Here is a 14529-nt window from a genome sequence, read left to right on the forward strand (position 1 = left end):
TTATGAAGCTGCTGATTCTCGACCGCGACGGGGTCATCAATGAAGACTCCGACGCCTATATCAAGTCGCTCGACGAGTGGATTCCCATCCCCGGTGCGATCGACGCCATCGCGCGCCTGAGCAAGGCCGGCTGGACCGTGGCGGTGGCCACCAACCAGTCGGGGCTGGCCCGCGGCTACTACGATGCAGCGACCCTGGAGTCGATGCACGCCCGCCTGCGCCAGCTGGTGGCGGAGCAGGGCGGCGAGGTCGGGCTGATCGTGCATTGCCCGCATGGCCCCGATGACGGCTGCGGTTGCCGCAAGCCGCTGCCCGGCATGCTCGAGCAGATCGCTGCGCACTATGGCTGCGCGCTGCCCGGGGTGTGGTTTGTCGGCGACAGTATCGGTGACCTGCAGGCGGCGAGCGCCGTCCATTGCCAGCCTGTGTTGGTGAAAACCGGCAAAGGCCTGCGCACCCTGGGCAAGTCCTTGCCAGCCGGGACGCTGGTGTTCGAAGATCTGGCGGCGATCGCTGACCAGTTGCTCTTATAAAGGATCATGGGAATGTCGACAGTGCAGGCCGCAAGAACCGTTGTCTTCTACCTGCTGCTGGCGACCAGTGCCTGCATCTGGGGCACCCTCAGCGTACTGATCGGCCCCTTCCTGCCGTTTGCTCAGCGCGCCCGCTTCATCACCCAGGCCTGGTGCCGGCTGGCGGTGTGGCTGTGCAAATGGGTGGCGGGTATCGACTACCGCGAGCAGGGTGCCGAGCATATTCCCCAGCAACCCTGCGTGATCCTCGCCAAGCACCAGAGCACCTGGGAAACCTTCTTTCTCTCCGCCCGCGTGGCCCCGCTGACCCAGGTACTCAAGCGCGAGCTGCTCTATGTGCCGTTCTTCGGCTGGGCGATGGCCATGGTCAAGCCGATTGCCATCGACCGCAGCAATCCCAAGGCGGCACTCAAGCAACTGGCCCGGCGCGGTGACGAGTGCCTGCGCGCCGGTGCCTGGGTGCTGATCTTCCCGGAAGGCACGCGGGTGCCGGTGGGGCAGATGGGCAAGTTCTCGCGCGGTGGCGCGGCGCTGGCCGCGCATGCCGGCCTGCCGGTGCTGCCGGTGGCGCATAACGCCGGACGTTTCTGGCCCAAGCAGGGCTGGAGCAAGACCCCCGGCTGCATCGATGTGATCTACGGGCCGCCCCTGTATGCCAAGGGTGAGGACTCGCGCTCGATTGCCGAGCTGAACCAGCGCGCCGAGGCGTGGATTGCCGAGCAGATGGCGCGCATCGATCCGCCAGCCAGCCAACCGGCCACGCTCGGCGAGCAGTCACTGGCCCGCTGAGGCCAGTTCCTTCTGTAACCACTGTGCCAGGCGCAGCGCGCGTGGGTCGGCCTGGCGTGCCGGCAGCCACAGGCTGAGCTGGGCGCGGGTGGTGACAAACCCCCAGGGCGCGGCGAGGCGCCCGGCGGCCAGGTCGTCGGCGACCAGGGTTTGCGGGGCGATGGCCACGCCCAGTCCGGCGGCGGCGGCTTCCAGCAGGTAATAGAGGTGCTCGAAAGCCTGGCCCCGTTGCAGCTGCCCGGCGTCCAGGCCCTGCGCCTGCGCCCATTGTGGCCAGGCCTGCGGACGCGAGGTGGTGTGCAGCAGCGGCTCACCGAGCAGCACCGTCGGTGCGGCAGCGGCCAGGCGGGCAAAGCCGGCATAGCGCGGGCTGAGTACCGGGCCGATGCGTTCTTCGGCCAGTGCCAGCACCTGCATGTCGGCCGGCCAGGGCGCTTCGGCAAAGCACAGCGTGGCATCCACGCCGGGGCGTCGCGGGTCCAGTTCACCCTCGCTGGCCGAGAGTTGCAGGCGCAGCTCCGGCAGGTCACGTTGCAGGCGGTCGAGGCGCGGGATGAACCAGCGCGCCAGCAGGCTGCCGGGGCAGCCGAGGACGAAGGGCGCATCGGCCTGCTGTTGCTGCAATTCGCCCCAACAGTCGCGCAGGCGGGTGAAGGCCTCGCTGCTGGCGTCGCGCAGGCGGCGTCCTGCATCGGTGAGTTTTATGCCACGCCCCTCCTTGCCCAGCAGGGCGATCCCCAACTGGCTTTCGAGGGCACTCAGGTGCCGGCTGACTGCCCCGTGGGTCACGTTCAGCTCCTCAGCCGCCTTGCTGACGCTGAGCAGGCGGGCGGTGGCTTCAAAGGCGCGCAGGGCATTCAGCGGAGGCAGGTCGCGGCTCATGGTATCTGTGAGATTTCCTGACGGGTTGTGGCAATCTAATCGCTTTTCCAGTGGCTCGCCAGGGGTAGAATGGCCGGCATGTACTTCTCTTTGCGAGAAGCTGGCTGTGGTGTGTGGCGGGGATTTGCCGTGGCGCACCGACCTTTACCCCAGGCCCGCCGCCCTGTGTCGGCGGGTAAGCGCAGGAGCACTGCCATGAGTTCATTACGCACCGGCCCGGATAACAAGGGCCTGTTCGGTCGCTTCGGTGGCCAGTTCGTCGCCGAAACCCTGATGCCGCTGATCAACGAGCTGGCCGCCGAGTACGAGAAGGCCAAGGTCGATCCGGCCTTTCTCGAAGAGCTGGCCTACTTCCACCGCGACTACATCGGCCGCGCCAGCCCGCTGTACTACGCCGAGCGCCTGAGCGAGCACTTCGGCGGGGCGAAGATCTACCTCAAGCGCGAAGACCTCAACCACACCGGCGCGCACAAGATCAACAACTGCATCGGCCAGATCCTCCTGGCCAAGCGCATGGGCAAAAAACGCATCATCGCCGAGACCGGCGCCGGCATGCACGGCGTGGCCACCGCCACCGTGGCGGCGCGCTTCGGCATGCAGTGCGTGGTGTACATGGGCACCACCGACATCGACCGCCAGCAGGCCAACGTGTTCCGCATGAAGCTGCTCGGCGCCGAGGTGATCCCGGTCACCGCCGGCACCGGCACGCTCAAGGATGCGATGAACGAAGCGCTGCGCGACTGGGTGACCAACGTCCACAACACCTTCTACCTGATCGGCACCGCCGCCGGCCCGCACCCGTACCCGGCCATGGTCCGCGATTTCCAGTCGGTGATCGGCAACGAAGTGCGCGAGCAGATCCTCGAGAAGGAAGGCCGCCTGCCCGACTCGCTGGTCGCCTGCATCGGTGGTGGCTCCAACGCCATCGGCCTGTTCCATCCGTTCCTCGATGACCAAGGCGTGCAGATCGTCGGCGTCGAAGCGGCCGGGCATGGCGTGGACACCGGCAAGCATGCCGCGAGCATGGCCGGCGGCATGCCGGGCGTGCTGCACGGCAACCGCACCTACCTGCTGCAGGACGCCGACGGCCAGATCACCGACGCGCACTCGATTTCCGCCGGCCTCGACTACCCCGGCGTCGGCCCCGAGCACGCCTGGTTGCACCAGATCAAACGCGTCGAATACGTGCCGATCAGCGACGACGAAGCCCTCGAAGCCTTCCACCAGTGCTGCCGCCTGGAAGGCATCATCCCGGCGCTGGAGTCCGCCCATGCCCTGGCCGAAGCCTTCAAGCGCGCGGCCAAGCTGCCCAAGGAGCACCTGATGGTGGTCAACCTGTCTGGCCGTGGCGACAAGGACATGCAGACCGTGATGCACCACATGAGCGAACAGGAGAAGCACGTATGAGCCGCCTGCAGAGCCGCTTTGCCGAGCTGAAACAGCAGAACCGCGCCGCCCTGGTGACCTTCGTCACCGGCGGCGACCCGGATTACGCCAGCTCGCTGGCCATCCTCAAGGGCCTGCCGGCCGCCGGCGCCGATGTGATCGAACTGGGTATGCCGTTCACCGACCCGATGGCCGACGGCCCGGCGATCCAGCTGGCCAACATCCGTGCGCTGGGCAATGGCCAGAACCTGCTCAAGACCCTGCAGATGGTCCGCGAATTCCGCCAGGACGACAGCCAGACGCCGCTGGTGCTGATGGGCTACTACAACCCGATCTTCGCCTATGGCGTGGAACGCTTCGTCGCCGACGCCCAGGCCGCCGGGGTGGATGGTTTGATCATCGTCGACCTGCCGCCGGAGCATAACGACGAGCTGTGCGAGCCGGCGCAGGCCGCTGGCATCGACTTCATCCGCCTGACCACGCCGACCACCGACGATGCCCGCCTGCCGGTGGTGCTCAACGGCAGCTCCGGCTTCGTCTACTACGTCTCGGTGGCCGGCGTGACCGGTGCCGGCGCGGCGAGCATGGAGCAGGTCGAGGAGGCCGTCACCCGGCTGCGCCGGCATACCGATTTGCCGCTGTGCATCGGCTTCGGCATCCGCACCCCGGCGCACGCCGCCGAGGTGGCGCGGCGCGCCGAGGGCGTGGTGGTGGGCTCGGCGCTGGTCGACCAGATCGCCACGGCGGCCACCCCGCAGCAGGCCATCGACGGGGTGCTGCGGCTGTGCCGGCAACTCGCCGAGGGTGTACGTGCTGCGCGTCGCTGACTCAGAACTTTTCCGGGCGCAGCACCTGCACCTCGGCGAGGTAGCAGACCATGGCGTAGTTGGCGTAGTAGCGCGCCTGCAGGTGACTGGCGATGCGTTCGGCGAGTTCGCGTGAGCCGATCACCTCCAGGCGGATATTGCCTTCGGTATCCCAGCCGGCGCTGCGCACGCCGCGCGAGCCGCGGCCGCGCGCATCGGACAGCGTCCAGCCCGGGGCGCCGAGGTTTTCCAGGTCGGCCAGCAGTTTCTTTTCCAGCGCTGCCTCACAAATCACAGTAAGCAGCGTGCGGGTATGGGCGGTCATCTCACAATCCCCAGGCGATCAGTTGTTCGGCCAGCCAGCAGTAGAGCGGGATACCGATCAGGATGTTGAAGGGGAAGGTGATCCCCAGTGAGGCGGTCAAGGATAGCGACGGATTGGCCTCCGGCAAGGCCAGGCGCATGGCCGCCGGCACGGCGATGTACGACGCCGAGGCGGCCAGGGTGGCGAGCATCGCCGTACCGCCCAGGCTGAGGCCCATGGCCCGGGCCAGCAGGGCGCCGAGCAGGGCGCCGAGCAGCGGCATGAGCAGGGCGAAGGCGGCCAGGCGCAGGCCGAAACGACGCAGGGTGCCGAGCTGGCCGGAGGCGATCAGGCCCATTTCCAGCAGGAAGAACGCCAGCACCGGCTTGAACATGCTGGTGTACAGCGGCTCCAGCGGCTTGATGGCTTCCTTGCCGGCCACCGCGCCGATCAGCAGGCCGCCGAGCAGCAGCATGATGCTCTTGCCGAGGAAGATTTCCCGGCCCAGCTCCTTCCACTGGGTATCCCGCGAGACGCCCTTGGCCAGCAGGATGCCGACGAGGATCGCCGGAATCTCCAGGATGGCCACGAACAGCGGCATGTAGCTTTCGAAGAAGATTTCCCGCGCCGCCAGGTAGGCCACCACCACGGCGAAGGTCCCGGCGCTCACCGAGCCATAGTGGGCTGCCACCGCCGCCGCGTTGATGCGGTCGAAGCGCAGCCCGCGCAGCAGGGCGAAGGCTAGCAGCGGCAGGACGATGCCCAGGCCGAGGACCAGTGCCGACTGGCCGAGCAGCGCCAGGCTGGCCTGCTCGGCCAGCTCCACGCCGCCGTGCAGGCCGATGGCCAGCAGCAGCACGATGGACAGGGTGTCATATAGCGCCGGTGGCAGTTTCAGCTCGCTTTTCAGCAGCCCGGCCGCCAGGCCGAAGACAAAGAACAGTACGACGGGATCAAGACCCATGACGCGCTCCGCAGGTAACAGGCGGGTGGTAGTTTACGGGGCAATCTCCAGCAATAGCTCGCCCGGATTGACCCGGTCGCCCTTGGCGACATGCACGGCCTGCACGATACCGTCGATCGGCGCCTGGATCTCGCTTTCCATCTTCATCGCCTCGCTGATCAGCAGTGCCTGGCCGGCCTTGACCGGGTCACCGACCTTGACCAGCACCTCGACGATATTGCCCGGCATGCTGGTGCTGACATCCCCGGCGGCGCTGGCCTGCTGGCGCTTGCTGCCGCCGGCGCTGACGAACTGGTTGAGCGGCTCGAACACCACTTCTTCCGGCATGCCGTCGATGGACAGGTAGAAGTGGCGCTTGCCGTCGGTTTTCACGCCGACCCCGGTGATATCGATGCGGTAGCTTTCGCCGTGCACGTCAACGACGAACTCGGTGGGCACGCCGTCACCTCCGGGCGTTGCCGGAGCGCCGGCCTGCGGCAGCGGCAGCAGGGCTTCCGGCTTGAGGGTACCGGCGGCGCGTTCCTCAAGGAACTTGCGGCCGATGTCGGGGAACATGGCGTAGGTCAGCACATCCTCCTCGCTGCGCGCCAGGCTGCCGATTTCCTCGCGCAGGCGGGCCAGCTCCGGCTTGAGCAGGTCGGCCGGGCGCACCTCGATGACGTCCTCGTGACCGATGGCCTGGGCGCGCAGCTGTTCGTTGACCGGGCCGGGCGCCTGGCCATAGCGGCCCTGCAGGTAGAGTTTCACCTCGTTGGTGATGGTCTTGTAGCGCTCGCCGGCCAGCACGTTAAACACCGCCTGGGTGCCGACGATCTGCGAGGTGGGCGTGACCAGCGGCGGGAAGCCAAGGTCTTCGCGGACCCGCGGGATTTCCGCGAAGACCTCGTCGATGCGTCCCAGGGCACCCTGTTCCTTCAGTTGGTTGGCCAGGTTGGACATCATCCCGCCCGGTACCTGGTTGACCTGCACGCGGGTATCCACGCCGGTGAAGGGGCTTTCGAACTGGTGGTACTTGAGGCGGATCTGCTGGAAGTACTGGCTGATCTCCTGCAGCAGGGCCAGGTCCAGCCCGGTATCCCAGGGCGTGTCGCGCAGCGCGGCGACCATCGACTCGGTGGCCGGGTGGCTGGTGCCCCAGGCCATGGCACCGATGGCGGTATCGATGTGGTCGGCACCGGCCTCGATGGCCTTGAGTTGCACCATCGCGCCCATGCCGGCGGTGTCGTGGCTGTGGATGAACACCGGCAGGCTGACCCGCTCCTTGAGCGCACGCACCAGCTCGAAGGTGGCGTAGGGGGTGAGCAGGCCGGCCATGTCCTTGATGGCTAGCGAATCCACGCCCAGCGCCGCCATGGCTTCGGCCTGGCGGACAAAGGCTGCGGTGTCGTGCACCGGGCTGGTGGTGTAGGCGAGGGTGCCCTGTGCATGTTTACCGGCGGCCTTCACCGCCTCGATAGCGGTGCGCAGGTTACGCACATCGTTCATCGCATCGAAAATGCGGAACACCTCGATGCCGTTGACCGCCGCCTTGGCGACGAAAGCGCGCACCACGTCATCGCTGTAGTGGCGATAGCCGAGCAGGTTCTGCCCGCGCAGGAGCATCTGCAGGCGGGTATTGGGCAGTGCCGCCTTGAGCTGGCGCAGGCGCTCCCAGGGGTCTTCCTTGAGAAAGCGTACGCAGGCATCGAAGGTGGCGCCGCCCCACACCTCCAGCGACCAGTAGCCGACCTGATCGAGCTTGGCGCAGATCGGCAGCATGTCCTCCAGACGCAGGCGCGTGGCGATCAGCGACTGGTGGGCATCGCGCAGGATGGTATCGGTGACGGTGATCTTTTTGATGCTCATGTGTTTTTCTCCTCGCTGAAGGCTAGAGGCTGAAAGCTGGACGGAGAACGAGTCCATCGTTCAGCCTCTAGTCTCAGGCGGCTTTTTCTTAAAGGCCGGCGTGGGCGGCGATGGCGGTGGCGATGGCGATGGCCAGGTGCGACGGGTTGCGCTTGATCGAGTAATCCAGCAGCTCCGGGTGGCTGTCGACGAAGCTGGTGTTGAACTGGCCGCTGCGGAACTCCGGGTTGCGCAGGATTTCCTGGTAGTAGGGTGCGGTGGTCTTCACGCCCTGCACGCGCATGTCGTCGAGGGCGCGCAGGCCGCGATCCAGGGCTTCTTCCCAGGTCAGCGCCCAGACGATCAGCTTCAGGCACATCGAGTCGTAGTGCGGCGGAATGCTGTAGCCGGTGTAGATCGCCGTGTCGGTGCGTACGCCGGGGCCGCCGGGGGCGTAGTAGCGGGTGATCTTGCCGAAGCTGGGCAGGAAGTTGTTCTTCGGGTCTTCGGCATTGATGCGGAACTGCAGGGCATAGCCACGGTGGATGATGTCGCTCTGCTGTACCGACAGCGGCAGGCCGCTGGCGATGCGGATCTGCTCGCGGACGATGTCCAGCCCGGTGATTTCCTCGGTGATGGTGTGTTCCACCTGCACCCGGGTATTCATCTCCATGAAGTACACCTCGCCGTCGGCGAGCAGGAACTCCACGGTACCGGCATTCTCGTAGCCCACCGCCTGCGCGGCACGTACCGCCAGGTCGCCGATGTAGGCACGTTGCTCGGGGGTGAGCTGCGGGCTGGGGGCGATCTCGATGAGCTTCTGGTTGCGCCGCTGGATCGAACAGTCGCGCTCGAACAGGTGCACGGTGTTGCCGAAGCGATCGGCGAGCACCTGCGCCTCGATGTGCTTGGGATTGACGATGCACTTCTCGAGGAACACCTCGGCGCTGCCGAAGGCCTTGGTGGCCTCGGAGATCACCCGCGGATAGGCCGCTTCCAGCTCGCTGCGCGAGTTGCAGCGGCGGATGCCACGGCCGCCGCCGCCACTGGTGGCCTTGAGCATCACCGGGTAGCCGATGCGCTCGGCCTCGCGCAGCGCCTCGCGGAGGTCGGCGACGTTGCCTTCGGTGCCTGGGGTGACCGGCACGCCGGCCTTGATCATGCTGCGTCGCGCCTCGGTCTTGTCGCCCATGCGACGGATCACCTCGGCGCTGGGGCCGATGAACTTGATCCCGCGTTCGGCACAGATTTCCGCCAGTTCGGCGTTTTCCGAGAGAAAACCATAGCCGGGATGCAGCGCATCACAGCCGGTTTCCACGGCCAGGTTGACCAGCTTGCGCGGGTTCAGGTAGCCGGCCAGCGGGTCGTCACCCAGGCAGTGGGCTTCGTCGGCGCGCTTGACGTGCAGGGCATGGCGGTCGGCTTCGGCATAGACGGCAACCGAGCGGATACCCATCTCGGCACAGGCACGCACGATGCGCACGGCAATCTCGCCACGGTTGGCAATGAGGATTTTCTTCAGCAAGGGGCAGGCTCCTTTGGCTGCGGGGCCGCTCAGGCGGTTGTCCGACAGGCTAGTCGCCGGCCTTGATAAATAAAAATCACAATTTATTAGGCGGTGTATAAGTTAAAACTTATATTTTCTGGAAAACGCGCCGGAGAAGCCCATGCGCAAAGCCCTTAGTCGCCTGACCCTGCGCCAGTTGCAGGTGTTTCGCGCGGTATGCGAAAGCCGCTCCTACAGCCGTGCGGCCGAGGAAATGGCGCTGAGCCAACCGGCGGTCAGCCTGCAGATGCGCCAGCTGGAAGAGCTCCTCGGTCAGCCGCTGTTCGACTACCAGGGCCGCCAGCTGCACCTGACCGCCGCCGCGGAAGCCCTGCAGGCGGCCAGCCGCGACCTGTTTGCCCGCCTTGAGGTGCTCGACATGCAGCTCTCCGACCTGGCCGGCAGCCTGCAGGGCCAGCTCAACCTGGCGCTGGAATCGAGCGCCAAGTACATGCTGCCGCACCTGTTCGCGGCCTTTCGCCAGGCGTATCCGGAAGTCGGCTTGCAACTGGCCGTGGTCAACCATGCGCAGGCGGTGCGCCGCCTGGGGCAGAGCCGCGATGACCTGTTGATCATGACCCAGGTGCCGACGGACATGGCCCTGGATTTCTACCCCTTCCTGAGCAACCCGATCATTGCCGTGGCTGCCGCCGGGCATCCGCTCTGCGCGGCGTCGAGCTTGTCGCTGGCCGATCTCAGCGGTTATCCGCTGCTGGTCCGTGAGGTGGGTTCCGGCACCCGCCGGGCGTGCGAGGAATATTGCCAGCAGAAGCGCGTGCGTTTTGCCCAGCAACTGGAAATCGGCTCCAGCGAGGCGCAATGCGAAGGCGTACTGGCCGGCCTGGGCCTGGCCCTGCTGCCGCGGCATGCCGTGCAGCGCGAGCTGGCCAGTGGGCTGCTGTGCCAGTTGCCGGTGCAGGAGTTGCCCTTGCAACGCAGCTGGTGCCTGGTCAGCCAGCGTGGCCGGCAGTTGTCGCCGGTGGCCCGCGCCTTTGCCGATTTCATCCAGCAGCGCCGCGATGTGCTGGCGGCGCTGGAGCAACGCTTCAACGCCTAGCAGGCTGTTGAAAAACTACCTACGTTGCCATTGCTGCGTTAAAAACAGGCTCAAAATGCTCATTTACAGCTCGTAAACTCCGCTTTTTCGCCTGTTTTTGCCTTGCACTGGCTGCCTCGCCCACGTTTTTCAACGGCCTGCTAGCGGCGGATCGTGATCCGCTGCGGGCCACTAGGGCAGCAGGACCAGCGAGCCGCTGCTCTGTCCGCTCTGCAGCAGGCGATGCGCCTGTGCCGCATCGCGCAGGGCCAGGCGCTGGCTGCCCTGCAGGTGTAGCTGGCCGCTGGCCACCAGGCCGAACAGTTCGTCGGCCATCTGTTGCAGCGCGGTCGGGCTGTTGGCGTAGTGGAACAGGCTGGGGCGGGTGACGTACAGCGAGCCTTTCTGCGCCAGCAGGCCCAGGTTGACGCCCTCCACCGGGCCCGAGGCGTTACCGAAGCTGACCAGCAGGCCGCGCGGCTGCAGGCAGTCCAGCGAGGTGCTCCAGCTGGCCTGGCCCACCGAGTCGTAGACCACCGGGCACTTCTGGCCGTTGGTCAGCTCCAGCACGCGCTCGCGGACATCCTCGCAGCTGCGGTCGATCACCGCCCAGGCACCGTGCTGCAGGGCCAGCGCCGCCTTGGCCGGCGAGCTGACCACGCCGATCAGCCGGGCACCCAGGGCACGCGCCCACTGGCAGGCAAGCAGGCCGACGCCGCCGGCGGCGGCATGCCACAGCAGGTACTGGCCGGCCTGCACCGGGTAAGTCTGGCGCAGCAGGTACTGCACGGTGAGCCCCTTGAGCAGGCCGGCGGCGGCCTGCTCGCAGCTGATCTGTTCCGGCAGGCGCAGCAGGCAGCCCGGCGGCACATCCTGGTACTCGGCATAGGCACCCAGCGGCGCCGTGGCATAGGCCACCCGTTCACCCACCTGCCAGCCCTGCACGGCGCTGCCGACCGCCTCGATCACCCCGGCGCCCTCGCTGCCCAGGCCGCTGGGCAGGCTGGCTACCGGGTACAGGCCGCTGCGGTAGTAGCAGTCGATGAAATTCACGCCGATCGCCTGCAGGCGCACGCGCACGGCATCGGCGGCCAGCGGCGTGTCGGGCTGCTCCTGCCATTGCAGGACTTCGGCAGGGCCGTGCTGGGAAAACTGGATACGCCAGGACATGAGCGGACTCCTCGACAGGGCTACACAGGGCCGTCATGCAAACGCCTGGCGCGGCTGGCGTCAAGCCGGTGCTGCCCAGTGCTATGCTGCGCGCCTGAATTGGCCCGGAGTACCCCGCGTGAGCGAGATCATCGACAACGTCAAAACCTACCTGCTGGACCTGCAGACGCGCATCTGCACGGCGCTGGAGGCCGAAGATGGCCAGGCGTGTTTCATCGAGGACGCCTGGCAGCGCCCCGGCGGTGGCGGTGGACGGACGCGGGTGCTGGAAAATGGCGCGCTGATCGAGAAGGGCGGGGTCAACTTCTCGCATGTCTTTGGTGACAGCCTGCCGCCCTCGGCCAGCGCCCATCGCCCGGAGCTGGCCGGGCGGGGCTTCCAGGCGCTCGGCGTATCGCTGGTGATGCACCCGGAGAATCCCTATGTGCCGACCTCGCATGCCAACGTGCGCTTCTTCAGCGCCGAGAAGCCCGGCGAGGAGCCAGTCTGGTGGTTCGGTGGCGGTTTCGACCTGACCCCCTACTACGCCTTCGAGGAAGACTGCGTGCACTGGCACAGCGTGGCGCGTGCCGCCTGCGCGCCGTTCGGTGCCGAGGTGTATCCGAAGTTCAAGGCGTGGTGCGACCGCTATTTCCACCTCAAGCACCGGGGCGAGCCGCGCGGCATCGGCGGGTTGTTCTTCGATGACCTCAACCAGTGGGACTTCGCGACCTGCTTCGCCTTCATGCGTGCCATCGGCGATGCCTACCTGGAGGCCTACCTGCCGATCGTGCAGCGCCGCAAGCTGACCCCCTACGGTGAGCGCGAGCGCGAATTCCAGGCGTTCCGCCGCGGGCGCTATGTGGAGTTCAACCTGGTATTCGACCGTGGCACGCTATTTGGCCTGCAGTCCGGCGGGCGAACCGAGTCGATCCTCATGTCGCTACCGCCGCGCGTGCGCTGGGGCTACGACTGGAAGGCCGCGCCGGGTAGCGAGGAAGCGCGCCTGACCGAATACTTCCTGCAGGATCGCGACTGGCTGGCCAATCCGTCCTGAACGCTGCGGTGTTCGGCCAGGCGGCGTTGAACGCGGGCTCGGCGGGCGGCTGTACCCCCCGTAAGCGCCGCTGCCTCGCGCGCTTTCGCCGTGCCTGAACTTCATTCGCGAGGCGTTCAGCACACATTTGATGCAGAGGTTTTTGATGGACCGTTATTGCGTGTTCGGCAACCCGATTAGCCACAGCAAATCGCCGCTGATTCATCGTCTGTTCGCCGCGCAGACCGGCCAGCAGCTCAGCTATGAGGCGCTGCTCGCGCCGCTGGATGACTTTGCCGGCAGCCTGCGGGCCTTCTTCCGCGAGGGCGCGGGGGCGAATGTCACCGTGCCGTTCAAGGAACAGGCGTTTGCCCTGGCCGACCAGCTCAGTGCGCGGGCCCAGCGCGCCGGTGCGGTGAACACCCTGATGAAGCTGGCCGATGGCCGCCTGCTCGGCGACAACACCGACGGTGCCGGCCTGGTGCGTGACCTGCGCGAGAATGCCGGGCTGCGCCTGGCCGGCCAGCGCATCCTGCTGCTTGGTGCCGGCGGGGCGGTGCGCGGCGTGCTGGCGCCGCTGCTCGCCGAGCAGCCGGCCGAGCTGGTGCTGGCCAATCGCACCCTGGCCCGCGCCGAGCAGCTGGCCGTGGACTTCGCCGACCTCGGTGCGCTGCGCGCCAGCAGTTTTGCCGCGCTCAGTGAGCCGTTCGATCTGATCATCAACGGCACGTCGGCGAGCCTTGCCGGCGAGCTGCCGGCGCTCCCCGACGGGCTGATCGTCGCCGGACACAGCCAGTGCTACGACATGATGTATGGCGCCGCGCCGACCGCCTTCAACCAGTGGGCGGCCGCCCAGGGCGCGGCGCGTACCCTGGATGGCCTGGGCATGCTCGTCGAGCAGGCCGCCGAGGCCTTTGCCCTGTGGCGTGGCGTGCGCCCGCAGACGGCAGCGGTGCAGGCCGAGTTGCGCGCCTTGCTGCGGTAACGACGGGCCGGGCTGATCTGCGTCTATACCTGTGAGCATCGCTCACGCGAAACTGTATGGCCGAGGCACACGACAAGGATTACCCCATGACCGACAAGCAGACCCCGCCCGCCCCCTCTGTTCGTGAAGCCAGCCCGCGTCGTCCGCGGCGGGTGAGTGCCGGGGACACGTCGCCTTCGTTGAGTGCTGCCGGCCTGGAACGCTACAGTGTCGACCAGGCTGTCGCGGCCGCCCAGCTGAGCAAGGACGCTGCCGTGCAGGACATCCTCGGGCAGATCGCTCCCGGCGATATCGACAGCCTGCTGCAAACCCTGGGGGCGCTGATGCAGGGACTGTCTGCCGATGATGCGGTGGCCCTGCGCCATGCCCTGCTCAGTCACGACAACGCCGCGCCCTTCACCCTGCAACCGCTGCATCCGGACGATGAGCTGGCCAGCGACTGGCGCAAGGGCGGCTACCCCTACAAGAACCTCATGTCGCGGCGCAATTACGAGCGCGAGAAGTACCACCTGCAGGTCGAGCTGCTCAAGCTGCAGGCCTGGGTCAAGGAAACCGGGCAGAAGGTGGTGATTCTCTTCGAGGGCCGCGATGCCGCCGGCAAGGGGGGGTCGATCAAGCGCTTCATGGAGCACCTCAACCCGCGTGGTGCACGCATCGTCGCCCTGGAGAAACCCAGCGAAATCGAGCGCGGCCAGTGGTATTTCCAGCGCTATGTGCAGCACTTGCCCACGGCGGGGGAAATCGTCATGTTCGACCGCAGCTGGTACAACCGCGCCGGGGTCGAGCGGGTCATGGGCTTCTGTTCGGACGAGGAATACCTGGAGTTCATGCGCCAGGCACCGGAGTTTGAGCGCATGTTGGTGCGCAACAACGTTCACCTCATCAAGTTCTGGTTCTCGGTCAGCCGCGAGGAGCAGCGCCGGCGTTTCAAGGAGCGCGAGAAACACCCGCTCAAGCAGTGGAAGCTCAGCCCCATCGACCTGGCCTCGCTGGACAAGTGGGATGACTACACCAAGGCCAAGGAAGCCATGTTCTTCTATACCGACACCGCCGATGCGCCGTGGACGGTGATCAAGTCCAACTGCAAGAAGCGCGCGCGCCTCAACGCCATGCGCTACGTGCTGCACAAGCTGCCGTACAAGGGCAAGGACCTGCAGGCCATCGGCGCCCTCGACCCGCTGGTTGTTGGCCGCGCCAACGTGGTTTACGAACGTGGCGAGCACACTGCCGACCAGCCGTTGTTGTAAACGTGCGTCGATTGCCCGGGGCGCGCCCGCTATACTGGCGCG

Annotated in this window: 14 protein-coding genes; 8 read left to right on the forward strand and 6 right to left on the reverse strand. The window is 66.7% G+C overall.

All coding sequences use genetic code 11. From position 1 onward, the window contains the following. Positions 1-2: 2 nt before the first annotated feature. A complete protein-coding gene (gmhB, locus tag CW360_RS12545) occupies positions 3-533 on the forward strand; it encodes a D-glycero-beta-D-manno-heptose 1,7-bisphosphate 7-phosphatase (protein WP_093986123.1) in 531 nt (176 codons plus the stop codon). A 12-nt stretch (positions 534-545) separates the two neighbouring features. Then, positions 546-1322: a lysophospholipid acyltransferase family protein gene (locus tag CW360_RS12550; RefSeq protein WP_101193929.1), complete on the forward strand. Its 777-nt coding sequence runs from the start codon at positions 546-548 to the stop codon at positions 1320-1322. Here CW360_RS12550 and CW360_RS12555 read toward each other — a convergent pair. Then, the gene (locus tag CW360_RS12555; RefSeq protein WP_101193930.1) at positions 1308-2204 is read right to left on the reverse strand and encodes a LysR family transcriptional regulator; all 897 of its coding nucleotides are present in this window, start codon (positions 2202-2204) and stop codon (positions 1308-1310) included. The genes CW360_RS12550 and CW360_RS12555 overlap by 15 nt on opposite strands. Positions 2205-2399: 195 nt before the next feature. Between CW360_RS12555 and trpB the strand changes: the two genes are divergently transcribed. Together trpB and trpA are read left to right on the forward strand one after the other, a co-directional pair. Beyond that, positions 2400-3611: a tryptophan synthase subunit beta gene (gene trpB / locus CW360_RS12560; RefSeq protein ID WP_101193931.1), complete on the forward strand. Its 1212-nt coding sequence runs from the start codon at positions 2400-2402 to the stop codon at positions 3609-3611. After that, positions 3608-4417, forward strand: a complete 810-nt coding sequence (gene trpA, locus CW360_RS12565) for a tryptophan synthase subunit alpha (protein WP_101193932.1) — start codon at positions 3608-3610, stop codon at positions 4415-4417. The genes trpB and trpA overlap by 4 nt, the downstream gene beginning before the upstream one ends. 1 nt (position 4418) lies before the next feature. Here the strand turns inward: trpA and CW360_RS12570 are convergent, their stop codons facing one another. The 4 genes from CW360_RS12570 to CW360_RS12585 all read right to left on the reverse strand — a co-directional run bounded on the left by CW360_RS12570 (position 4419) and on the right by CW360_RS12585 (position 9013). Continuing rightward, positions 4419-4721: a P-II family nitrogen regulator gene (locus CW360_RS12570; RefSeq protein WP_093986128.1), complete on the reverse strand. Its 303-nt coding sequence runs from the start codon at positions 4719-4721 to the stop codon at positions 4419-4421. Between the two features lies 1 nt (position 4722). Then, positions 4723-5664 (reverse strand): sodium-dependent bicarbonate transport family permease, encoded by a 942-nt coding sequence (locus CW360_RS12575; RefSeq protein WP_101193933.1) that lies wholly within the window; start codon positions 5662-5664, stop codon positions 4723-4725. 33 nt (positions 5665-5697) lie between these two features. Further along, positions 5698-7509, reverse strand: a complete 1812-nt coding sequence (gene oadA / locus CW360_RS12580) for a sodium-extruding oxaloacetate decarboxylase subunit alpha (protein ID WP_101193934.1) — start codon at positions 7507-7509, stop codon at positions 5698-5700. Positions 7510-7597: 88 nt separating this feature from the next. Next, a complete protein-coding gene (locus tag CW360_RS12585) occupies positions 7598-9013 on the reverse strand; it encodes an acetyl-CoA carboxylase biotin carboxylase subunit (protein WP_101193935.1) in 1416 nt (471 codons plus the stop codon). 142 nt (positions 9014-9155) lie between these two features. Here CW360_RS12585 and CW360_RS12590 point away from each other — a divergent pair, with 142 nt between their 5' ends. After that, the gene (locus CW360_RS12590) at positions 9156-10091 is read left to right on the forward strand and encodes a LysR family transcriptional regulator (protein WP_101193936.1); all 936 of its coding nucleotides are present in this window, start codon (positions 9156-9158) and stop codon (positions 10089-10091) included. A gap of 171 nt (positions 10092-10262) precedes the next feature. Here CW360_RS12590 and CW360_RS12595 read toward each other — a convergent pair whose 3' ends face one another. Further along, positions 10263-11240: a quinone oxidoreductase family protein gene (locus CW360_RS12595; protein WP_101193937.1), complete on the reverse strand. Its 978-nt coding sequence runs from the start codon at positions 11238-11240 to the stop codon at positions 10263-10265. Positions 11241-11358: 118 nt separating this feature from the next. On the opposite strand from CW360_RS12595, the gene hemF reads away from it, so the two are divergent. The 3 genes from hemF (at position 11359) to ppk2 (ending at position 14487) form a co-directional block, all read left to right on the forward strand. Beyond that, entirely contained in the window at positions 11359-12276 is a 918-nt protein-coding gene (gene hemF / locus CW360_RS12600) for an oxygen-dependent coproporphyrinogen oxidase (RefSeq protein ID WP_101193966.1), read from the forward strand. 145 nt (positions 12277-12421) lie between these two features. Further along, entirely contained in the window at positions 12422-13240 is an 819-nt protein-coding gene (gene aroE, locus CW360_RS12605) for a shikimate dehydrogenase (protein WP_101193938.1), read from the forward strand. 323 nt (positions 13241-13563) lie between these two features. Continuing rightward, positions 13564-14487, forward strand: coding sequence for a polyphosphate kinase 2 (gene ppk2, locus CW360_RS12610; protein WP_374379851.1), 924 nt, complete (start codon positions 13564-13566; stop codon positions 14485-14487). Positions 14488-14529 lie beyond the last annotated feature (42 nt).

The organism is Pseudomonas fluvialis (assembly GCF_002835605.1).
GTDB lineage: Bacteria > Pseudomonadota > Gammaproteobacteria > Pseudomonadales > Pseudomonadaceae > Aquipseudomonas > Aquipseudomonas fluvialis.

Coding starts and splice junctions, on each gene's coding strand:
- gmhB (WP_093986123.1), top strand. CDS start 3: ATGAAGCTGCTGATTCTCGACCGCGACGGGGTCATCAATGAAGACTCC.
- CW360_RS12550 (WP_101193929.1), top strand. CDS start 546: ATGTCGACAGTGCAGGCCGCAAGAACCGTTGTCTTCTACCTGCTGCTG.
- CW360_RS12555 (WP_101193930.1), bottom strand. CDS start 2,204: ATGAGCCGCGACCTGCCTCCGCTGAATGCCCTGCGCGCCTTTGAAGCC.
- trpB (WP_101193931.1), top strand. CDS start 2,400: ATGAGTTCATTACGCACCGGCCCGGATAACAAGGGCCTGTTCGGTCGC.
- trpA (WP_101193932.1), top strand. CDS start 3,608: ATGAGCCGCCTGCAGAGCCGCTTTGCCGAGCTGAAACAGCAGAACCGC.
- CW360_RS12570 (WP_093986128.1), bottom strand. CDS start 4,721: ATGACCGCCCATACCCGCACGCTGCTTACTGTGATTTGTGAGGCAGCG.
- CW360_RS12575 (WP_101193933.1), bottom strand. CDS start 5,664: ATGGGTCTTGATCCCGTCGTACTGTTCTTTGTCTTCGGCCTGGCGGCC.
- oadA (WP_101193934.1), bottom strand. CDS start 7,509: ATGAGCATCAAAAAGATCACCGTCACCGATACCATCCTGCGCGATGCC.
- CW360_RS12590 (WP_101193936.1), top strand. CDS start 9,156: ATGCGCAAAGCCCTTAGTCGCCTGACCCTGCGCCAGTTGCAGGTGTTT.
- CW360_RS12595 (WP_101193937.1), bottom strand. CDS start 11,240: ATGTCCTGGCGTATCCAGTTTTCCCAGCACGGCCCTGCCGAAGTCCTG.
- aroE (WP_101193938.1), top strand. CDS start 12,422: ATGGACCGTTATTGCGTGTTCGGCAACCCGATTAGCCACAGCAAATCG.
- ppk2 (WP_374379851.1), top strand. CDS start 13,564: ATGCAGGGACTGTCTGCCGATGATGCGGTGGCCCTGCGCCATGCCCTG.